This is a genomic window from Candidatus Cloacimonadota bacterium (assembly GCA_019429305.1).
Lineage (GTDB): Bacteria > Cloacimonadota > Cloacimonadia > Cloacimonadales > JAJBBL01 > JAHYIR01.
The window spans coordinates 20,213-42,546 of the sequence record JAHYIR010000016.1; the positions used below are offsets into that span (position 1 = coordinate 20,213).

13 protein-coding genes and 1 tRNA gene are annotated in these 22,334 nt (G+C 39.4%); 6 read left to right on the top strand and 8 right to left on the bottom strand.

The genetic code is table 11. From position 1 onward, the window contains the following. Window positions 1-54 precede the first annotated feature (54 nt). Window positions 55-131, bottom strand: a tRNA-Arg gene (locus K0B81_06995). A gap of 845 nt (window positions 132-976) precedes the next feature. Between K0B81_06995 and K0B81_07000 the strand changes: the two genes are divergently transcribed. Continuing rightward, window positions 977-4,027 (top strand): PAS domain S-box protein, encoded by a 3,051-nt coding sequence (locus K0B81_07000; GenBank protein MBW6516343.1) that lies wholly within the window; start codon window positions 977-979, stop codon window positions 4,025-4,027. Window positions 4,028-4,753: 726 nt separating this feature from the next. Here the strand turns inward: K0B81_07000 and K0B81_07005 are convergent. From K0B81_07005 to K0B81_07025, 5 genes are all read right to left on the bottom strand, one after another. Further along, on the bottom strand, window positions 4,754-5,941 hold the full coding sequence (locus tag K0B81_07005) for a type II and III secretion system protein (GenBank protein ID MBW6516344.1): 1,188 nt from the start codon (window positions 5,939-5,941) through the stop codon (window positions 4,754-4,756). Between the two features lie 50 nt (window positions 5,942-5,991). Continuing rightward, complete coding sequence (locus K0B81_07010) at window positions 5,992-6,906, bottom strand: hypothetical protein (GenBank protein ID MBW6516345.1); 915 nt, start codon at window positions 6,904-6,906, stop codon at window positions 5,992-5,994. A gap of 4 nt (window positions 6,907-6,910) precedes the next feature. Next, window positions 6,911-8,659, bottom strand: coding sequence for a hypothetical protein (locus tag K0B81_07015; protein MBW6516346.1), 1,749 nt, complete (start codon window positions 8,657-8,659; stop codon window positions 6,911-6,913). 9 nt (window positions 8,660-8,668) lie between these two features. Continuing rightward, window positions 8,669-9,889 (bottom strand): type IV pilus twitching motility protein PilT, encoded by a 1,221-nt coding sequence (locus K0B81_07020; protein MBW6516347.1) that lies wholly within the window; start codon window positions 9,887-9,889, stop codon window positions 8,669-8,671. 329 nt (window positions 9,890-10,218) lie between these two features. Next, window positions 10,219-10,410 carry a hypothetical protein gene (locus K0B81_07025; protein MBW6516348.1) on the bottom strand — a complete coding sequence of 64 codons (192 nt, stop codon included), beginning with the start codon at window positions 10,408-10,410 and terminating at the stop codon, window positions 10,219-10,221. Between the two features lie 129 nt (window positions 10,411-10,539). Here K0B81_07025 and K0B81_07030 point away from each other — a divergent pair, with 129 nt between their 5' ends. Then, entirely contained in the window at window positions 10,540-10,761 is a 222-nt protein-coding gene (locus tag K0B81_07030) for a hypothetical protein (GenBank protein ID MBW6516349.1), read from the top strand. Between the two features lie 794 nt (window positions 10,762-11,555). Next, a complete protein-coding gene (locus K0B81_07035; GenBank protein ID MBW6516350.1) occupies window positions 11,556-11,999 on the top strand; it encodes a hypothetical protein in 444 nt (147 codons plus the stop codon). Between the two features lie 1,114 nt (window positions 12,000-13,113). Here K0B81_07035 and K0B81_07040 read toward each other — a convergent pair. Beyond that, on the bottom strand, window positions 13,114-13,563 hold the full coding sequence (locus tag K0B81_07040) for a hypothetical protein (protein MBW6516351.1): 450 nt from the start codon (window positions 13,561-13,563) through the stop codon (window positions 13,114-13,116). Between the two features lie 462 nt (window positions 13,564-14,025). Then, window positions 14,026-14,439, bottom strand: coding sequence for a hypothetical protein (locus tag K0B81_07045; GenBank protein ID MBW6516352.1), 414 nt, complete (start codon window positions 14,437-14,439; stop codon window positions 14,026-14,028). Between the two features lie 1,589 nt (window positions 14,440-16,028). On the opposite strand from K0B81_07045, the gene K0B81_07050 reads away from it, so the two are divergent. The 3 genes from K0B81_07050 to tadA all read left to right on the top strand — a co-directional run bounded on the left by K0B81_07050 (window position 16,029) and on the right by tadA (window position 21,085). Next, on the top strand, window positions 16,029-17,375 hold the full coding sequence (locus K0B81_07050; protein MBW6516353.1) for a type II secretion system F family protein: 1,347 nt from the start codon (window positions 16,029-16,031) through the stop codon (window positions 17,373-17,375). A gap of 6 nt (window positions 17,376-17,381) precedes the next feature. After that, window positions 17,382-19,169 carry a GspE/PulE family protein gene (locus K0B81_07055; GenBank protein MBW6516354.1) on the top strand — a complete coding sequence of 596 codons (1,788 nt, stop codon included), beginning with the start codon at window positions 17,382-17,384 and terminating at the stop codon, window positions 19,167-19,169. Between the two features lie 368 nt (window positions 19,170-19,537). Then, the gene (gene tadA, locus K0B81_07060; protein MBW6516355.1) at window positions 19,538-21,085 is read left to right on the top strand and encodes a Flp pilus assembly complex ATPase component TadA; all 1,548 of its coding nucleotides are present in this window, start codon (window positions 19,538-19,540) and stop codon (window positions 21,083-21,085) included. The last annotated feature ends 1,249 nt before the right edge of the window (window positions 21,086-22,334 follow it).

Sequence of the window (22,334 nt, forward strand, 5' to 3'; positions counted from 1 at the left end):
ATATTCAATCGAATATTTTCTAGATTGATAGGGTTAAAGTCATATGCAAAAAAATGGTACGCCTGAAGGGATTCGAACCCCAAACCGTCTGATCCGTAGTCAGATGCTCTATCCAATTGAGCTACAGGCGCACACCATATTCCAGAAATATAAAATGACTACCTTGTCAAGCAGATTGTGAAAAATGATCTAAACCGTCAGATAGTTTGTGAATCATGAAAACCGAATAATGATTTCGTTGGTGAGTGATCGAAACTTGCTACTCCTTCCAATGAACTAGCTACTCTTCTTCCTTCGATACAACCTGCTGCCTGCTTAAGCAAGAAGTAATCAGCAGAACACTCGGGATGACCGGGCACGAGATTAATTATAACTACAAAAATTAAAGTCTATGAAACAAGAAGAGCGACTGGTGGTCGCCTCTTTATCTTTTGCACATAGCTTTTTTTTCTTTTCTCTGTGTTCTCTGTGCCTCCGTGGTCATTTATTTTGCTTGCTACACCCCCCAATGGACTTGCTGATCTTTCTCCTTCGATACGTTCTGCTGCCTGCTTAAGCAAGAGGTAATCAGCAGGACACTCAGGATGATATAGTAATGATTATTTACAATTTCGCTACCAAAATACTGTACTGACCTTTTTTACCTAATTATCTAACACCTAATAAAACCTACAACCTATTTTTTTTCTCTGTGTTCTTTGTCTCCCTGTAGTTAGTCTTGATCATTCTCTACTTCCTTAGGTTTTCTTTTAAAAAAGTCTTGCCAAAAAGCATCACTACATATTAAGTACATAGTAAACTTAAATATAATCAAGGTTTCAGAGAATGATAAAAAAAAGGTGTCAGCCAGGATGTATCACTTCTATCAGTTTAGAGAGTAGGATTTGTTGATATCTAATGGCAGTAATCATCTGTCTGATCAAGACAGAACTACATTTCATCGCAACTCACTAAGAGACTACTACAGGATAAAGTTATGATCTTAGATATATTCCTCTCCTTCATTGCTTTCTTTTTATACATGCAGTTAGGATTGTATGTACTTTTCAATAAACCACGTTCCAAAGTCAACCGGGCATTTTTCTATCTCTCCATTAGTTTAGTGATCTGGTCATTTGGTTATGTTTTTATCCATGCCTCGAACAATATAGATACTTTTCTTTTTTGGGAACGGATCTCTTCCTTCGGCTGGATAATCTTCCCAGCACTGCTGGTTAATTTCTTTTTTGTACTAAAAAAACAAGCCAAATCACTATTCAGAACAATAACTCAGCTTGGTTTTTATTTAGCTGGTTTAGTCTTCTTTATCCAGTCATTGTTGGGACATCTATTGAGCAATGATTACCTTTATGTAGCAGAAAGATGGATCTTTAAACCTAATTTTGCTTCTGCTTGGTATATATCCTTTGTCGTATATCTCGTTTTAGCAGTAATGATCAGTTTCTATCTGCTCATTTCTTGGAGCTTGAAGACTAAGGTCAATAAAGAAAAGATCCAGTCCAAGATCATCATGATCACCCTCTTCCTATACTTTGCTGGGATTCTGGTCAGTAACTACATAATACCGGTTGTTAGTCCTGTAGAATTTCCCGGATTAATCCACATAACATCCTTTTTCTGGGTTGCAGGCTTTGGATTAGCAATAGTGAGATATAAATTTTTGGTTTTAAATCCTCAAACAGCAGCGAGTGAGATCATTGCCAACATGAAGGAACTTTTATTCTTTCTCGATACAGAAGGTAAGATAATTAAGATCAATCAGTTCACGGAAGAGTTATTAGGTTATGAATCTTCAGAAATAATCAACCAACAATTCAATAGTTTTTTGGTTGATAAGGAAAAAGCCCGCAAGATACTTGCCATCGAAGACACTTTAGAAGAGATAAAACCGCATGAGTATTTTTTGCGCAAAAAAAATAGAGATATTGTATTATTCAATCTCTCTTCAGCAGAAGTAAAAGATGATGCCGGCGATACTTTAGGAACAATAATCGTCGGGTATGACATCAGGTATGAGAAAATGCTGGAAGAGGCGTTACGCAACAGCGAGAAAAAGTTCCGTGAACTCTATACTATGGTCAGGTTAATGTGTGATAATGTACCCGATCTGATCTGGGCTAAAGATCTGGAGAAAAGGTACATTTTTGCCAATAAGGCGACCTGTCAGATACTGCTCAATACCTCAGATCCGGAAGAACCAATCGGTAAAACTGATGCGTTTTTTTTCCAAAGAGAAAAAGAGTCACACAAAGATGATAAATTTTGGTTTACTTTTGCTGAAGACTTACCCGATTCCGATAGTATCACTTTGGAAAGACGACAAGCGGGGCGTTATCTTGAGTTTGGTAATATCAGAGATGAATTTGTCTATTTTGATGTTTATAAAGCCCCCTTCTGGGTTGAAAATCAAAATATGATCGGTCTTGTCGGCTGTGGTAGGGATGTAACCTTAGAAAAACGGATGGAAGAGAAAAGGTTGGATACTGAGATCGCTCTATCTCAAGAGAAAGAGCTTCTATCAGTAACATTGAGTTCTATCGGGGACGGAGTTATCTCTACCGATACAGACGGAAGAATAGTCCTGATCAATAAAGCGGCGGAAGAAATGACCGGTTGGCAGAAAGAAGAAGCATTCGGTGAACATATAGATCAGGTTTATAAATTGCTTGATTCTCATACACGAGAGGAGTTGGAGAGCACTTTTTCACTTGTATTAAGAACAGGCAGGATCATTGGCACCGAGCATAGTCCTATTCTGTTAAACAGATCAGGAAAGAAGATTTATATAGCTCACAATGGAGCACCTATTTTTAACAAGGAAGGTCAGATAATAGGTGTTGTTATTGCATTCAGCGATATAACTGCCAAAAAACAGATCGAACATGAGCTGATCAAAATACAGAAATTGGAGACAGTCGGGGCATTGGCAGGTGGGATAGCCCACGATTTCAATAATATTATGACTGCCATATTGGGCAATGTTTCAATGGTTATCAGGAAGATGCCAGATGAGAAGTTAAGAAATAGATTATTTATAGCAGAAAAGGCCTGTTTCCGAGCTCGTGATCTGACCAGACAACTTCTCACATTTGCTAAAGGGGGAGAACCGGTTAAGAAAGTTGTCCTATTGAACAAGATGATCGAAGACGCAGTTCTTTTCTCTCTAAAGGGCTCTGATATAGAGTGTAAGCTAAACATATCAAGAAATCTGCGACCTGTTGAAGTTGATGAAAGTCAGATCAGCCAAGTTATTAGTAATTTATTGATCAATGCCAAGCAAGCTATGCCTGATGGTGGCTTATTGTTAATAAATGCCGAGAATATAACTAAAACTGATACCTTCAACTTGCCAATAGAAAATGGAGAATATGTTAAAGTTGAAGTTATAGATACCGGAACCGGAATATCACCACAACATATTAATCATATCTTTGATCCCTTCTATACAACCAAGCAAGATGGTACCGGCTTAGGTTTGGCTATCAGCTTCAATGTTTTAGCTCGTCATCATGGTTATCTCCATGCTGTTTCTGAAGAAGGGAAAGGATCAATTTTCACTATCTATTTACCTGCCTCCGGGAAAGAATTCGTTCCTGAGAAAGTACAGGAAGAGGTTATCCCTTATCGTGGTGAGGGCTACATTATCCTGATGGATGATGAGATAGAGATCAGGAATACCCTCGGCAGCATGTTAGAGTCTTTAGGATTTACTGTCATTTGTACTGAAAAAGGTGAGGAAACAATTAATGAATTAGAAAAACTAAGAGAGAATAAAGAGAATCTTGTTTGTACAATTCTTGATCTTATTGTACCTCACGGAATGGGTGGAAAAGAAACGATCATGAAGCTAAGAGAGATTGACCCTGATATCAAAGCGATCGTTTCCAGTGGTTATTACAGTGATCCGGTAGTTGCTAATTATGCCAGATACGGCTTTAATGGAGTGATTGAAAAACCTTATACAATTAGTAATTTGATCAAGGTTATCAAAGAGGTCACTTCAAACGTTAAGCAAGTAGTAAATTAGTAAAAAATACGTTAACAAATTGAATATATGTCATCCTGAGTGTTCTGCAATGGCTTCTTGCTTTACCTGTCAGAATGTATAGATTGATGGCCCATTCTGAAACGGTTTTTTAAGACCAATTTAGCCTTCGATACATCACTTGGATAGATAAGCAAGAAGCAGGACCAAGTGACACTCAGGGTGAAACGGGAATAGATTAGTAAGGTTTTGTAATAATATTGAATTGTATTTATGTTCTAAACAGCTTGATCATGCAGTGTAGGGGCGGTTCATGAACCTAAAATAATACTTCTTTGTCGCTGCTTCCGATCCTTCGTCAAGCTCAGGACAGGGTTTACGAAGTCACATGTCAAAAATAAGAAAAGAGCAAGCAAAGCTAAGACATAGACCTCAATCTATGGCTTTTGTCATCCTGAGTGTTCTGCTGTTGGCTTCTTGCTAATCTTGTAGCAGAATGTATCGAAGGATGGTCTATTCTGAAACGGTTTTTAAGACCAATTTACCCTTCGATACATCACTTGGATAGATAAGCAAGAAGCAAGACCAAGTGACACTCAGGGTGACACGGGCAGATTGGATGATATGTTAAGAAATCTGATAAATGATAAATTACTTAACCGCCCCTACAAAAAAGCGAATTACACTGATCTTACGAAATGCTTGTTAGTAAGCATTTAATTCGCGTCTATCAGTGTAATTCGCCGTTAAACTTTTAATTTATTCTTTTTACGGCAGTAGTTTCGGTTCCAGTTCAGGTTGACGTTGACGTTTGATTTCAATCTCCTCGGCTACATCTTGTCTTATGAGCTTTCTTTCATGGATGGCGGGCAAGATAGAAGCTTTAAGAAGAATAATCAGTTCCTTTGTTTCGATCTCGTGTTTGTTATAACCGGTAAGATATCTGATACCAAAGACCCACCACGGTAAATCCTTCAAGAAAGGTATTCCATAGCGATCACTTCTAGTTTTGGAAGTTGTCAAACCACCGATAATTGTCTCTTCTCCATTGTACAGAGTTTTAAAGCTAGTTACTTCTGAAGTCAATTTTTCATATCCGGTTGGGTTAGGAAATGCTTCACTACGCTCAACCTTGATATTAAGCTTAATAGCTTTTTCACCTTCTTCATCAAGAATAACAAGAGGTGTAACTCTGACAATTGTTCCAGACTGCACATCAATTTCTCTGGCTCTTTCAACTTCTGTTCCAGCAGTAGTTATCCCGGCAAGTAAGATCGTGAAGTCTCTGCCGTCCTGAACAGTTCCGGTCTCTCCGGATGAAACAGTAACCTGTGGAGTAGCGAGGAAATGACCTTGATTAGTACTTGCTAATGCCTTAAAGAGAGCATTGACTTCAATAGTAGTATCTCCGATATCAAAGGCACGGTCTCCAGTTGAGACAGTTAACAAATCTGAGGTTAATCGATCAGTACTCGATAAATCTGCATTAATCTTAACTCTTCCACCAATAAAAGAACTCCAGTCAATACCTAATTCTCGCACAGTGCGAAAATCAATTTCGAAGAAAGTCGCCTCGATCAGTATATCGTCTATGTATTCAACAGCAGCTTCTTCTTTAGTTGGGGCTTTCAGGTCACTCTCTTTGCGAACAAGAAAGGCATTATCCCTTTCTTGAAGAACAAGCTCATTTTTCTTCAAGATACTGTTAAAAGCGGCTTTCCAGTGGATGCGGTCGAGATTGATCCCAATAGGACCGACATAGTCCGACATATCGAGGAGAACTTTGTTCTCATACTGACGATAATAGGGATCAAAGATCCTAACAGCATCGGCAAACTGGACATTTTCCGATAAACTGATCAGATCTCTTTCTCCCTGTGGAGCGGCAAACAGACAGAAGGTAGCCAAACAGATCATGAATGCTACCACTAATGAATAGATTGATTTACTTCTCATTATAAAGAACTCCTTTGAGGGTAATTCATTCATTACCTCTATTTAAATTATTATTGAGGTTGGATCTGAAGACGGATATCTTCAGCTATACCTGTTAGATTCATACGGAATACAACCTCTTGATTGTTCCAATCAATACTTTGTAACCTACCATATCTAATCTGATCGCCGACGTGCATAACCTCTATGTTTCCTGTACGGCGGTTTCTGATAAATACTCTTTCCTGCGTCATGCCGACAATGATGATCTCCGAAAGATCCAGCATTTGTCTGAACTCTTCTGTTTCTATTCTCATCGGATCATGAATACGGGGATAGAATATATTATAGACCAATCTTCTTTCGCGCAGATCTTTTAAAGCAATATCTTCGTGAGGAACACCGGTCTTAGTATAATAAGCATTAAATTCTATCGTGAAACTCACCTTTCCTTGTTCTTCAGGTGGTAAAGTCCCCAGATTGATTTTTTCAATACTATAAAAAGCCGGTTGCCTTTCTAACTGATCAATAAAGATATATAAGAGATTCACATACGCTTTACCTGTTAACTCATACTTGTGATAAAACACCTCTTGATCTTCATTGACTGTTCCCGAAGAAACGATCCTGTAGTTGAAATAGAAATTGTTCTTATATTTCCAGAAGATATCGAAAATGTAGGAAAGGGTTATTGTTGAGTTATTCAGGTTCGGCATTACTTTATCGGTCAGGAACAATTCCTCTTGCAGCTCTGCTAATCTCGCTCTTAAGGCATCTTCTGATGCCAGCTCGGTCATGATCCTCATCAATTCCTGCTGTTTTTGCGCGTTTTGAGCTAACAACTCTTCCCGTGTTGTGCGTAGATTTTTGCTGATCACAACGGTTAAGATGATGATAATAACTAAGAAGACCACCAATACGATTAGATTACGGGTCTTGTAATCGAGACCTTTCTTGTACAAAAACGTTAATTTATATTCTCCCATCTTTCTATCTCCCGCTTAATTCGTTATTTCCCTCTAAATCTGAGAGATAGGATTTATCAACATCTGCTTTTTCGATAATAATTGCTTCTATTACCTCATTACGACGATTAGGCATGCTTATATTCGTTATACGTGACTCGCGTAGATAGTTGAGCCGTTTCGTTTCCAGCGGATCGGGCATATTGAAAAAGATCTCATAATCCCAGACAGTATGTTCTTGGATCGGATCTTCAGTGAAGAATCTTATAACTGCATCGGGGAAAAGTTTGGAAAGTGCTATGATATGTAACCGGTTAGTAGTTTTACCCGAGACAGCAAATCCTGTTCGTTCCTCTCGCAACGATACTACCCAACTGAGTCTGTTACGATGGAAAGAATTGGCTATCCGCTCCATTATGTAGTGCCATTGATTACGACTACCGATCAGCAGATTAGTCCGGGCAATATTTGTCTCGATTGTAGCGATCTCGTCTCTGATCACATTAAGTGAATCAAGTCGGACCCGGTTAACTTCGATCTGTGATTGTGTGCGGTTGATTTCCAACCTGATCCTGCTGTTCTGGGTTTGGTTGCCTAAGATGTTATTTATCCCGATCAGTATGACGATCAAAATCAATCCCAGAGCAACTAATCCTGCCGGATTGATCGAGAAAAAGTTTTGCTGTTCCCTCAACTGGCGGGGCAGGAAATTCGAACGAATTAGCGAAGATGCTTTGGGTAGGGCTGCAGTAACAGCCAGCATGATCGGGACAATATATTCAGCAAGTGTCTTATCGTCATAGATCTCAGAATAGTCAATCATATCGATCAGCTTATTCGGCAATAAATACTCCACTCTCGATTCCGGTTGCCTGTCAGCGATAAACTCCAACATCGAATCATTTAATCCTTCTCCGGCTAAGAAATAATTATTCACTACCGACAGATTGAGATGTGAACTCTCCAACATCAGGCGGGAGAAGATCGTCTTGATGGCATCTTTCGATTTATAACCCTCATTGATGATCGGCAGATCGACCAAGAAATCGTACCCCTTAACCAGAGTGATACGGCTATAATCCATACCGATAAACATGATTGCCGATACATCTCCTGGTTTGATGTTATAATTGAAACGAAGGGCATTGATCAGAGCAAATTCATTTGGCTGAATGTAAGAATAATGATAACGTTTCTTGGAGAGGGTGCGATTAAGATTGATCAGATTCTCCAACAGCTCCATTTTTCCTTCATGACTGACACCAACAACTGTTCCGTCGTGCCGCTCCAAATGAGAGAAAGTCATTACTGCCGGAGATTCAGCATCAAAAAATAGCTTTTTAATCTCCGAATAGACCTTTTTCTTACTCGCTTTTTCCGGGATCTTCAATTCTTTGTAACTTATATTGGAGATATCCAGATTAAGTGAAACTGTTCCATTTTCAAATTTTAATTCCCGTGCCACTTTTTCCAGGGTTCGTTCTTCCGATTTTGCCTGAAGAGGTTCGGCTTCTTTGGGAATACCAAAATCCTGTTGTGAATCGGACTCTGCTCCCGATGGTTTATCACCACCGGTCTCAAAATCAAAATCAAAGTCCAGATCTGTCAGGGTTTCATCGAACATACCGTCCGGGGTTGTCGGAACATCCCCTTCCGGTAACCTTACCGTCTGCAGATCAACTATCCGAAGCCGTTCTTTATCCGCCTCCAGATAAGCTATCTTGATTGCAGAACCGTCCTGCATCAAACCAAAAGATCTTATTTTTTTTGCCATACCATTCTCTTAAGCCATCTTATTCTGATAATACTGAATAAGATCGACCATCCTTTTTTTGTTGTTAGCGTACGCAATAGCATTCTTTCTAGTTATTATCTTGTTCATATATAGACGAAGCAGGTCCTGCTCCATCGTTACCATACCAAGGTCTTTACCTTCAGTAATCATTTGGTAAATCTCACCTACATTATTATTTATAATTGCTGCCGCTACATTGGCAGTTACATTAAGGATCTCTTTCGCCATTATTCTCTTACCATCGGTAGAAGGGACTAACTTCTGGGATATTACTACACTCAAGACATCTGCCAGTCGCATTCTTACTCTTTGTTGCTCTTCAACGGGGCACTCGGCTACAATACGGTGGATACTCTCCGATGCCGAACCGGTATGGAGAGTCGAGAAGACCTTATGACCACTATCGGTGATCTCCAATGCGGTCATGATCGTGTCCGGGTCTCGCATCTCACCGATAACTATAATATCCGGATCCTGACGTAAAGATTCTATCGTACCATCTTTAAAAGAGAGTGTATCTCTTCCCACTTCACGATGACGGACGATACATTTATTAGATTTATGGAAAAATTCGATCGGGGAACCAATGATAGTAACATGTCCTTCATTATGATTATTGTTCATATTGATGATCGCATCGAGAGTTGTACTCTTACCGGAACCAGTGATACCAGTTACCAGGATCAACCCCTTCTTCTCGAAATCGAGATCGAGTTTTCTCACTATTGGTGCCGGAAAGCCCAAAGATTCCATAGTAAAAGGTTGTGGGTTGATATGACGGAAGTTACAAGCTAAAAAATCGAGGTCCATATAGGCATCTGCTCGGAAACGGTGCAGCAGACCATCCTGCTCTATCTGATAAGAAAAATCAGCATTCTGAGAGAGAATTATTGAGTCTATCTTCTTCTCGGAAAGGATACTGCAAATCAAAGCAGTCGAGTCATCATGTTCTAACTGGGAAAATTCATTGAAGGGGAATTTACGGCTGAAAACTCTATACCAGACTCTTCTGTTGGCACCCATCCCACCGAAATCAATATCCGATGCCTCTAATTCGATCATCTTATTTAGAAATGTGTTAATTGTCTTTTGCGCTTCTAAACGATAATCCGGATTTTCTGAGATAATCCGGTTTATCTCGGCTACTCGATCTATACCCTGAATATAATAGGGTAACTCCTTCAGTTTCGTGGAAAATGAGAATTTCATCTAAACCAACCTCTAAAAGCCAATTTCATACTCCTATTTATACTCCCTTTTTCACAAGTTGCCCCATAAATTAAGTTACAGGTTATCGCATACAACAACCCCACTTTAATGTCAAGAACTAAATCATTGTTAAGCTTATTTTTATCTCTGCTCTCAGGCATTTTCAGTACTTTCAGGCAAAATAACATTATTTCTATTTGACTGATTAACAATGAGATAGCGTCTGACATTGTCAAGGTTGCTTCTAACAAACAGGAATAAGCATTTTTTTTCATTTTTTCTTCTCTATAACAGGCGAATTAAATAAGTATTGATAACTTGATCTACGATCAGGATAGTTGCTCTTTCTGCTTGTTATTTGTCATAAAATTACTGTTAAAGAGAACTGTTACTACTAACGAGATCAACAATGACAGGGAGAGTGCCATTATTAAGCCATGTTTGCCCCAACTCTCTTTAGCAGGTTCTACTCTTGATCTGTCATCCTTGAATAATTCTTCCAGCGGATTGTTCTTCATCATAATAAACTCCTTAAAATCGCTTATAATGCGTCATTTATTAATATTAGATGCAAGAAGACTGCCAATGGAAGGAAAATAATCAAGAAGAGGAGTAAATACGAGAGAGCGAGGGGGCGAGGGAGAGACTAAGTGACTGAGAGAGAACCGGTAGGAGGAGAAGCAAGTCCATTGAAAGCAAAGCAAGAAGGAAAAATATTTCACCACGGAGACACGGAGAGCACAGAGGAAAATAAAAATAACATGACGCTCCGACGGAAGAATAGCAAGTTCATTGGAAGGTATAGCAGGAAATTAATAGAACACGGATTAAACGGAAAAACAGGATTGAAACGGATTTGGAATATAAGGTAACAAATACCGGTGAAACATAACAACTTTTATGGAATATTGGCTTTTTTTTAAAAACAGCCAAGCAAAAACAAGACAAAGACTGAAGTCTATATCTATAAATCTTTGTCATCTCGACTGGAGCGCAGCGTAATGGAGAGATCTCATTACGGGCTAACATAAAGCAAAGCAAGCAAAGATGGGATATCTCGACTACGCTCGATATGACAATTTGTGGGGTGAGCAAGCTAAAAGATCATGCCCCGTAGGGGTATGCAATAAGATCGCCAGACACTTCAGTGTCTGGAATAAAGATGATCTCAACCCACCCAACCCTTTGTCATCTCGACTGTAGCGCAGCGTAATGGAGAGATCTCAGCACTGACCAACTATCAAAATAAGCAAGAATTACCAACCAGACACTTTGCTTTTTATGTTTTTTCCCTAAGCCAAATATTTTGTGATGGCTCCTTACTATTATTATACATTATTATATATAAACTAAAGTTGTTTTTCCGTAAGATCCACTTTTACCGTTGAATCCGTGTTCTATTTCATCCTTATCACCCTTCCACCCTTCCACCCTTCCACCCTTTTTTTATCTGTGTCAATGGCTTCGCCGAGCTCGGAAGCAGCCACGAAGAAGTGATTTCCTCGGTTCAGTGGATAGTGCTTGCTCTGCTTCCGTAAGTTTTCCTAATCCCTAATCCCTAATACCTAATTAATCTATTTGACAAAAACAATCTCCATAAAGAATATGCTATTAGATTTTTTTCATAGTAATTAAGGTAGTATATTAGGTAATAGAGGATGATAAAATGGGGAAGAAACAATTTTTACTAATTTTTCTGGGTATCATTTTAATAGTTGCAACTGCATTTATTTGTAGGTATATGTATCAATCCTATAAAATAGATGCCCATCAGGACGACATCATATTTGATATTATGAGGATCGCTGATGCTGCCTATAAATATAGAGTTGAGCAGGGGCAGACTCAGGATGGTGTAGCTCTCTATACCGGTTTTGAAATACCACAAAACTATAATTTCACATCCAATGCCCTGTATCAGGTTTCCATATCAGATGATGGTGAAGTTATAACGATCAAAGGTCTATCCCAGTTAGTAGTTGGTGCTTCTATTTATGCTCATTTTGACCGGCAATTGAATTTCTTAGCCGCAACTGAAGAGGGAGAGAGACATATTCTTTCTCCGATCGGGAGTGACAGAGAGAGTTTTTTTTTCTGGGAAGGTTGGTAGTTCCAAATATAGATGCATATTAATTATATCATCTGCTGCATTCCCAGTTTTTTTGGCAAACTAATCTAAAATAAAGATCATGCCGTGCAGGGGTATGAAATAAGATAGCCAGACACTTCAGTGTCTGGGATAAAAGATTATCTCAACCCACCCCGCCACCCAAATGGGACTTTGTCCCATACCTGCGACTGAAGTCGCAGGCTATATTATGTCACCCATCGCCTTCGGCTCCGGGTTTTTTAATGGGGAAGAGCAAGCTATAAAGATCATGCCCCGCAGGGGTATGAAATAAGATAGCCAGACTCTTCAGTGTCTGGGATAAAGATGATCTCAACCCACCCGCCACCCAAATGGGACTTCGTCCCATACCTGAGGTTGAAGCGAATCTTTTCTCCTATGTCATCTCGACTGGAGAAAGAGTCACATTAGTGATGCTTTCGAAATGGAGAGATCTCATCACGGATTAACATAAAGCAAAGCAAGCAAAGATGGGATATCTCGACTACGCTCAATATGACACGCATAGGCATAGGTAGAGAAAGATAAAAAATAAATCATGCCCCGTAGGGGTATGGAATATGATAGCCAGACATTTCAATGTCTGGTTTGAGATCGAATCCCACCCACCACCCAAATTGGAGCAGAGCTCCATTACCTGGCACTGAAGTGCCAGGCTATTATATTGCACCCATCGCCTGCAGCTCAGGGTGCTGCCGGGGTTAAGCATGGGGATAATGAGCCACAGACTGAAGTCATTCTCTACTTGTAACATAGGCTTTAGCCTGTGTAAGTTACGGATAAAAAACACAGACTGAAGTCTATGGTACGAAAAACCAGAGGAAGTGGAAGCAAGAGGAATTAGTTATTAGCTATGTAGCGATTAGTTAATGACTTCGTCGAGCTCGGTAGCAGCCACAATGAAGCAATTTCCTCGGTTCGCTACGCTCCGGGTTTTAGATGAGGTAGAGCAAGCTAAAAGATCATGCCCTGATAGGGGTATGAAAATAAGATAGCCAGACACTTCAGTGTCTGGGAAGTCGAATAAAAAAAATACAAACAAAAAAACCCACACATTGCTGTGTGGGTTTTATTAGTTTGTTAATAATTGCTATGATTAGTTAGTTGGTGGTTCTGGGGGCTCACCAGGAGATGCAGTTAAATCCGTTATCGACATTAGGCCATTTTCATCTATAGTAATAGTACGACCATGTAAGTAAGTAGCATTCCATCCATGAATTTCTACTGAAATATCAGTTACTGTACCGATAACATAATAACCATTCTGATTCACTTGCATATCATATGGCAGAGTATCAAAATATGCTTCGAAACCCATACCCGGAGTAGGTAGTGCTGAAGCATCATAAACACCGCCACCGCCACCCATGCTGACTGGTCTCAGTTTGTGCTGATAAGCGATAGCACCTAAGTTATTAAGGTCTGCAATAATTGCATCAAGATTACTCTGTCTAGCTTGTGCTCTGAACATTGTGATACCGACCGCAATGGCGATACCAACTAAGATCACACTTAAAACGATCAATAGGATTTGTTGTTGTCCCATAATATCCTCCAATATTTTTTTGGTTGCCAGATACATATGCAAGGGTCGTGCCAAAACTATTTATTGATATTCTATAAGATTGAAAATAAAGCAGATAGAGTATGAATATAGTATTTGGTAAGACAGAAAAGTGAAAAAATGAGAAAGATCTGAGCAAAAGTAATACTTTATAGAGCCCAAAGTTAAGTGACTATGACATCAGTTCATTACAATATAAATATAGATGACATCATAATATGACAAAACTGTTGGAATATAGTAAGAAGATATGGGCTTGATCTGTGATCAGTAATCAGTAAGAAGGGAAAAGTAACTTATTTAGATCTTGCACAGCAATTCATTTTATAAAGCTAATACTTTCAGCAAAGTGAATGATAAAGGATAAGGAAGGATTAGTTAATAAAAAAGACCACATGGAAATGTGGTCTGACAATGGTATAACTTATAGTAATGATATTTAGATCATTGAGTAGGTGGTTCAGTAATAAATAAGTCAAACTTGCCGTCATTATCAACCGAAAGCCAGCGTATTATCGGTTCATTGTTTTCCTGATGCATTTTCGAAACTCCTTGAATGACCACAAGATCAGGAAGGAGAGTATGAATCGTATAGGTCCCATTAATATTGTCTGTCAATCCATCAGGTAAATCAATAAAGTATTCGTCAAAACCGTCATATGAAGCTGCACTGCCTAATTCGGCAGTTTGTCTCATTCGGTATTGATATGCCATTATACCGAGATTGTTCAGATCGGTTATCATTGCATCAATATTACTTTGCACCGTTTGAACACGAAATGTAGTAATACCGATCACAATTGCTATTGCAACCAGGATAATAACTAAAACAAGTAAAAGAATCTGCTGTTGTCCCATAATTCACCTCACAAAAATCATATTTCTTATTAAGAGATGCATTATATGTGCCAATTGCTTATTATTTAATAAGTTATCTGTAAAAAATGCCAAAGAAAGGAAAAATGGTGATAGGGTGGAAAGGTGAAATGGTGATAGGGTTTTTTGTAGGGGCGACCGGCGGTTGCCCGGCTGGAAGGAGCAAAAAATGATTTGAATTAATAGGTGATCATTAGGAAGGGATATAGTCGGATATATCCGACTATATCCCTTCCTAATGTTAAGAGTATGATATGCAAGGGGATAGACTTTTGTTCGTGATGAGATCTCTCCGTTACGAAAACATCACTAACGTGATATTTTCTCCAGTCGAGATGACAAAATGCAGATCATTATTTGTTTACCTTTCGATACAATCCTTGGTAAAAAAAGAAGCAAGAAGCGATTCTAAGGATCACTCAGGGTGACAGTTGTTAGGTAATGTAGGGAGGGGGAAAAAAGTAGGTAGTAAGTAGTAAGTAGAAAAAGCCAAAGGGAGGGTTAGCAAACCGGAACGCTGGCTTCAGCCGGCTGGTTCACTGGCTTCAGCCGGTCTCTGACTAACTACAAAAAATTCTAAGATCAGGATTGTATGGTACAAATATTCACTATCATTTTAAACCATTCTATATACTGATAGATTAACTATTAGATTCCTTGTACCAATTTCAACTGCCATTTACATAGTCCGTGATGAGATCTCTCCGTTACGAAACATCACTAACGTGATATTTTCTCCAGTCGAGATGACAAAATGCAGATCATTATTTGTTTACCCTTCGATACAATCCTTGGTAAAAAAAGAAGCAAGAAGCGATTCCAAGGGTCACTCAGGGTGACAGAAACGAGGATAGTGCTTCCTCGTGGCTGCTTCCGAACTCGAGGAAGTCACAGGACATTGACAGCTTAAAGACATCAAAATATTGTCATCCTGAGTGTTCTATCGTTGGCTTCTTGCTATTCTTGTCGGTAGAATGTATCGAAGGAGTCAGAATACTTAACCGACTTTTTGATCATGGTACCCTTCGATGCAATCCTTGGTAAAATAAGCAAGAAGTCATTCCAAGGATCACTCAGAGTGACAGTTGTTAGGTAATGGAGGGAGGGGAAAAAGTAGGTAGTAAGTAGAAAGTAGTAGGTAGAAAAATGCCAAAGATGGTGAGGAAAAGTTGTTATCTATTAAATAATAATGTACTATAATAAGAGAAAAAAGATTGTCAGGCAAAACTTTTTTAACATGAAAAGCTCATATCTGCATTGATAAAGGTATAATCCAATAAATAAATATTTCATATAAGGAAATACTCGGGTTCCAATATAGAAGATACCAAAGAACAAGTTAAAAGAGTGTCCCATAGTGCGACAGGTAGCATTATTCTCACAAGGGTCATGGGGAGTAATTTTATATCTTAAAGGTTGATAAAAGTCAGAAAAATAAGGGTAAAACAAAGATTTTTATTGACTAACTTAAAAGCGGTTAAATTATGCACTCTTAGAATGAGAACAACAACGTAGCATCATAAATCGCCGTTGGAAGAGCCAGCGGTAGAAAAATAAGCTGTGAGGCCAAGATGTTTAAAGAGTTTCGTTACACAGGTACAAGATTAGACAATGGGGCAACTGTTAGGGGTGTCTGTCCGGCAAATAATTTATCAACAGCCCGTCACAAGATCAATGAGTTAGCAGTAAAAAACAATTTTGTAGTCAACAGTATTGAAAAGAAAAAAATGTTCTTATATAAGGGAATAACCTCCATGGGAAACAAAGTAAGCGGCGAGCAGGAGGCGTATTCCAAAGAGGAATTGTATCGAGTTCTGGAAGGGCTCAATATGAGCAACATCAAGATCGAGCCGATGCTCCTCGATATCAGAATAAAACCGCCCTTTGCCGATGTTGTCATGTTCATCACTCTCTCTTCCGAAATGCTCAAAGAAAACATGAGATATGATGAAGTCTTAAAGATCTTAGGGATGGATATGCAGAACAAGACCCTGAAGCGGACGATCAAATATATTTCACGGGACTTGAAACAGGGGCAGGACGGTGCTGTTGTGTTTATGAAGTATTCCGATATCTTTGGACGCTTCACTTCCTATATGCTTGGACTGGCATCAAAATCGGGTAACATGGCACAGATCTATGATAATACGGCAAAATATCTGGAACGACAGCATGAATTCAGGAAGAATGTAAAACAGGCACTTGTTATGCCGACAATAACCATGATAGCCATCATAATCGCTATTGCATACTATGTCGGGGTTCTTTTTCCTCAGATAACCGAGATGTTTATCCAATACAATATTGATCTTCCGCCAATGACAGCAGCAACTCTTCAAGTGAGTTATTTTCTGCAGGATAACTGGTGGTGGATGATTCTCTTGTTTTTCACTCCCATTTTTGCCATAGGTTATTGGTTCAGTACTCCCAAAGGGAGATTATTTAGGGACAGAATGATTTTAAAACTCCCGTTGGTAGGAACCTTGCTTCATAAAATGAGTATCGAGATATTCTTTAGAGTATTCTCGACGGTTTATACAGGTGCCGGTAATAATATGGAAGTAATTCAGCTTTCAGCCGAAGCTTGTGGTAATCAATATATGGAGAAACAGGTGAAGGAGATAACCATACCGAGAATGTTAAAAGATGGTGCTGGATTGATTGAGGCATTAGCTCAATCAGGAGTCTTTACAGAAACTGTGATCTCTAGATTAAATGCCGGTTCGGCTACCGGATCTGTAAAAAAGTCAGCCGAGCAGATAGCGATCTATTATGAGAAAGAAACCGGTTATAGGTTCCGGACAATTCTTAACTCAATAGATGTAACCACTGCCATAATCATCATGGTCGTGATGACTTTCCTGATCATTGTTTCCTCTGAGAGTGCCTTTATCCGTCCGCCAACACACGGATTCTAATAAAATATGAATGAGATGAATGATAATCAATTAGTAGCCAAACTTCTGAAACTAAAGAATATCATCAGTGAAGATATCTATAATGCGGTAATTACCAAGACCAATACTTTAGGCAACAAATCTAAAGTAGAAGAGATCCTCATTGATGAATATCATATCGATAGAGATGCAGTTTATACAGAGATAGCCAAGATATATGCTATTCCGAAGACTACTGTCAATATAGAGAATATGACAGCAGGAGATATCGAAGAAGCACGAGAGTTGATCTTCAGTCTGCCTAAAGATATAAAAGAAGAGGTCTTTCAGAAAAGGATCATCCCCTATAAAATTCAGAAGAAAAAGAATGAGTCCTTGATAATCCTCTCGTCAATACCAACTGATAATTTTACCAGAACACTGGCTAATGCCCTTAAGATAAAAAGATTCGATGTTTACTATTGCCCCTGGGACAAAATTGATAAGTTGATCTCTCATATATCGAGCAAAGAAGAGGAAAAATATCTGGAAGATATGCTCGATAAATCCGAGTCTGAGCTGGAAATACCGGATCAAACTTTAGAGGACGAATCTGAAGATCTGATCGAACAGGAGATCAATAAGGGTGCTCTGGTCTATCTCTTTGAAGCCGCACTCATTGATGGCGTTAAGTCACAGGTCAGTGATGTTCACGTGATACCTTTCAACCATACAAGTGTAGATATCAGATTCAGGCAGGATGGTAGATTGCGTCTTTGGAAAAGAAAAGAGGGTATCAATCCACAATCTTTTCTTTCAGTCGTCAAGGACCGTTCCAGCAATGTTGACCGTTTTAAGGTAGATGAAGCCCAAGACGGTTTTATTCAGAGAGAGATCGAAGGGCATACTATCAGGTTCCGAGTCTCGATCTTGCCGATCGTTTCCAGAGAGCATAGCCGGCATTATGAAAGTATCGTTATCAGAATATTGGACGATAGGAATGTCATTGATAATATTGACAAGTTAGGTTTTCTGCCAAGAGCACGACAGGACTTTGAAGAAGCCGTTACTAAGCCCCAGGGATTGGTCATAGTTACAGGTCCGACCGGTAGTGGTAAAAGTACGACCCTCTTGGCAGCTCTGTATCATGTGATTACACCTGAGAAGAATATCCTGACAGTTGAAGATCCGGTTGAGTATGTCATCAAAGGAGCAAGACAGATCAAGATCAGTCCCAAGCTCGATTTTAACTGGGCAATCAGATCTATACTCCGTCATGACCCCGATATTGTTATGGTCGGTGAGATGCGCGACAAGGAAACAGCTGAAGTGGCAATCAAATTAGCTAATACAGGTCACTTAACCTTCTCGACACTCCATACCAATGATGCCCCGAGTGCCATCTCCCGTCTCTATAAAATGGAAATTGAGACCTTCCTGCTCGCTTATGCGATCAATATTATCGTTGCCCAACGATTGGTCAGAAAACTCTGTAAGCACTGTAAAAGGGTAGTTGGTGCTGACAAACATCAGTATCTAATGCGGAATGGGATCACAGAAGAGGAGTTACAAGCCGGTAAGGTCTTCGAAGTGGTTGGATGTGAGAAATGCCGGACAACCGGATATAGTGGGCGTGTAGCTATCCATGAAGTGATCCTCTTTACAAAAGAGATCCGCCAAGCGATAGTAAGTGCCAAAACTGATATTAATGAAGATCTGATCCGTGAGATAGCTAAAGGACAAGGAATGCTTTCTCTTCGTGAAGCGGGTATTGAGCTTGTCCGTCAAGGAATGACGACTATTGAAGAAGTGATCTATACGACTACTATAGCTTAAAAGTAGTGATTAGCTATTAATGATTAGTGAAAAACCTACGGAGAGATAGCTAAGGGCGGAGAGCTAAGGGCTAAGAGCTGAGGGCAGAGAGCAAAGACAAGCAAGGAGGATAAACTTGAGAAACTCACAACTCAAGACTCATAACTCACTACTATTTTTCAAGTCTCCAGGTTAAAACAGATATCAGTAAAGGGGGAATAGATAATTGTACAATCAGATGTTACGCGAGAATACGATTCCTTAAACAAAGTACACTTTTCTCTGTGTTCTCTTTTTTTTCTCCGTGTACTCTGTGCCTCCGTGGTTAATTAGATTTGATTAAAAATTGAAACAGAAGTAAAAAACAAAGAAAATAAAGAGGTAAAGTTATGAAGCCCAGAATTCTTATTATCGACGACGAAAAAGAAGCAAGGGATTTGTTTAAAAGTTTCTTGGAAGGGGAAGATTACGAAATAGTCGAAGCTGAGAACGGACAGGAAGCATTTAATCTGGTCAGTAACGAGATCTTTGATCTCTACATCACGGATATTTTTATGCCGGAGATGAACGGTATCGAATTTCTTAAGGTTTTGAAAACATTTGATCCCGATGCTGTAGTGATCATCATTACCGGCTATGATAAGATGGAATATACTAAACAAGCTCTTGAGTATGGTGCCTTTCGGTTCATGACCAAACCGGTCAAGCTGGCTGAGTTCCGTTCAGCAGTAGATCTCGGATTATTGGAACGTAAGAAACTGTTCCAGTCAAGCACCTCCGAAAAGCTCTTGAGAATGAAGCAAAAGCTTAATACTAATGTAGAATTACGAGCAAGGGTCTTCAATAAATTTCAAAACTTTTTGCTCAGTATGGAAGAAAAACAGCCGAACTATTTAGAGATCGGTGGACCCGGTTCTAAAGACAAGATTTGGGGTAAATTCTTTTCTAACTTCAAACCGATCCCCTTTGAGAGCGGCTTTGTTCAGGATGAGATCAATATCATGATCTTGAGTATTTTGAGTAATTCTCAGTTAGAAACGTTAATTGATCAGAAGTCAATTAAAGCCAATTTTGAATTCACAGCTAATGAAGTCCTATACCGTTATCGGCTAAATATTTTCTTTGATATGGATGAACTGGTCATTGGTGTCAAAACAACAAGAAGATCGATCATCAATCTGGAACAGATGAAGTTTAGCAATCAAGTTCTTAATAATTTAACTTTCAAGAACGAAAATTCTGGTTTGATCATTGTGTCCGGACCCCCGGGCTCAGGAAAGAGTAGTTTAGTTGATGCAATTATCAATCTTAACAATAGTCATCTCTCCGGAAATATTGTGCTCGTTGCCGACTCGTTAGAATATATCCATGAGTCAAAGAATAGTGTTGTCAGGCATCAGAAACTTTATCGGGATGTAAATAGTGTCACTGATGCTTTAGAACGATGTCTCGATTATCATCCCAATATGGTCGTTATAGAGGATATTACCTCTTGTGAGATACTTGATGCAGCACTGAAACTCATTGATACCGGTTGTTTGGTTGTTGCTACTCTGAAAAACCAAAGCGTAACTGAAGTGATCTATAAATTACTATCCTTCTATCCACCGGAATCACACGATCTGGTTAGAAGGCATCTGGCGAGAACTTTATCAGTCATTATCTGCCTGCAATTATTGCCAACAACAAATAATAAGATGCTGCCGGTGAAGGAAATATTCGTAACGAATGATCAGTTATCACAGGTAGTCTATTCTGGTAATATCGAAGAGATCTATCCTATGATCCAAAGAAACAGGAAATTAGGGCTGCAAACAATGGAACAAGATCTATTGATGAATATGAAAGCAGGAATATTAAGCACTGAAATTGCTATGGAAGCAGCTAACCGCCCTAAACTCTTGAAGGACTTGATGCAATATACATCATCGGAATGATGATTTGATATATCAATAGAATTAGTTAGTGTTAAAACCCCGTCTTTCGACGGGGTTTTTTCTTTGTTTGTAGCAATGAGAGTCAATGTTTTTTCATATCCAAAAACCGGCTGAAGCCGGTGATCCAGCCGGCTAAAGCCAGCGTTCCGGCTTGTTAACCTTCCAATGGACTTACTTTTCTTCCGCCGAAGCGTCATATTGTTTTTTTTCCTCTGTGTTCTCCGTGTCTCCGTGGTGAAATATTTTTTCTTCTTGATTTGCATCCAATGGACTTGCTATCATTCCTCAGGTTTTTTATACTTACTACATACTATCTACTACTTAAATTTTTCTTTTTCGCTCAGACTCCTAATCTCTCCCTCTCTCAGTCTCTCTGTCTCATCATCTCTCCCTCTAGTACTGTCACCCTGAGTGTTCTGCAATTACTACTTGCTCAACCCTGCAGAATGTATCGAAGGGTCGACAAATATTATACAAGCCTTTTGTCATCTCGACTGAAGTATCCTTCCTCTTTGTCATCTCGACTGAAGTATCCTTCCTCTTTGTCATCTCGACTGGAGCATCCTTCCTCTTTGTCATCTCGACTGGAGCGAAGCGTAATGGAGAGATCTCATAACAGACTTAGTTATATTAAACTACTTTCTTTTGTACCGACAAAAGACCCGAGGAATTGACTTCTTCGTGGCTGCTTCCGAGAGCGGCGAAGCCAACGTAACAAAGAAAACCTCCCGACTTACTTTAAATTACTTTCTTTTTCATCGGAAAAAGAAAGTAACAAAGAAAACCTCCCGGCTCTACAATTAACGGTTAAAAACCTTCTCGTCTCTGCTTCTTCGCTAAACTCCTCGCTCCGCTCGTCTAACAGTAGCTGCGAAGCAGATCCTCGTACGGTTTTCTTCACACCGTTAACTGTAATGCCGGATGATCTATTCCCGCCCACCACCCAAATGGAGTGTAGCTCCATACCTGCGACTGAAGTCGCAGGCTATTATATAGCACCCATAAAGGGTGCTGTCGGAGTAAAGCAAGATATTATTTTTGTCATCCGGATTGAAGCTTCCTTTTCATTGTCATCTCGACTGGAGCATCCTTCCTCTTTGTCATCTCGACTGGAGCGAAGCGTAATGGAGAGATCTCATCACCGACTTACTTCTATCCCCATCAATATAAGATCATGCCCCGATAGGGGTATGAAATATAATAGCCAGACATTTCAATGTCTGGGAATAGGAAACACATCAAATAAAAA

Coding starts and splice junctions, on each gene's coding strand:
- K0B81_07045 (MBW6516352.1), bottom strand. CDS start 14,439: ATGGGACAACAGCAGATTCTTTTACTTGTTTTAGTTATTATCCTGGTT.
- K0B81_07035 (MBW6516350.1), top strand. CDS start 11,556: ATGGGGAAGAAACAATTTTTACTAATTTTTCTGGGTATCATTTTAATA.
- K0B81_07010 (MBW6516345.1), bottom strand. CDS start 6,906: ATGGGAGAATATAAATTAACGTTTTTGTACAAGAAAGGTCTCGATTAC.
- tadA (MBW6516355.1), top strand. CDS start 19,538: ATGAAGCCCAGAATTCTTATTATCGACGACGAAAAAGAAGCAAGGGAT.
- K0B81_07005 (MBW6516344.1), bottom strand. CDS start 5,941: ATGAGAAGTAAATCAATCTATTCATTAGTGGTAGCATTCATGATCTGT.
- K0B81_07025 (MBW6516348.1), bottom strand. CDS start 10,410: ATGATGAAGAACAATCCGCTGGAAGAATTATTCAAGGATGACAGATCA.
- K0B81_07050 (MBW6516353.1), top strand. CDS start 16,029: ATGTTTAAAGAGTTTCGTTACACAGGTACAAGATTAGACAATGGGGCA.
- K0B81_07000 (MBW6516343.1), top strand. CDS start 977: ATGATCTTAGATATATTCCTCTCCTTCATTGCTTTCTTTTTATACATG.
- K0B81_07020 (MBW6516347.1), bottom strand. CDS start 9,889: ATGAAATTCTCATTTTCCACGAAACTGAAGGAGTTACCCTATTATATT.
- K0B81_07055 (MBW6516354.1), top strand. CDS start 17,382: ATGAATGAGATGAATGATAATCAATTAGTAGCCAAACTTCTGAAACTA.
- K0B81_07040 (MBW6516351.1), bottom strand. CDS start 13,563: ATGGGACAACAACAAATCCTATTGATCGTTTTAAGTGTGATCTTAGTT.
- K0B81_07015 (MBW6516346.1), bottom strand. CDS start 8,659: ATGGCAAAAAAAATAAGATCTTTTGGTTTGATGCAGGACGGTTCTGCA.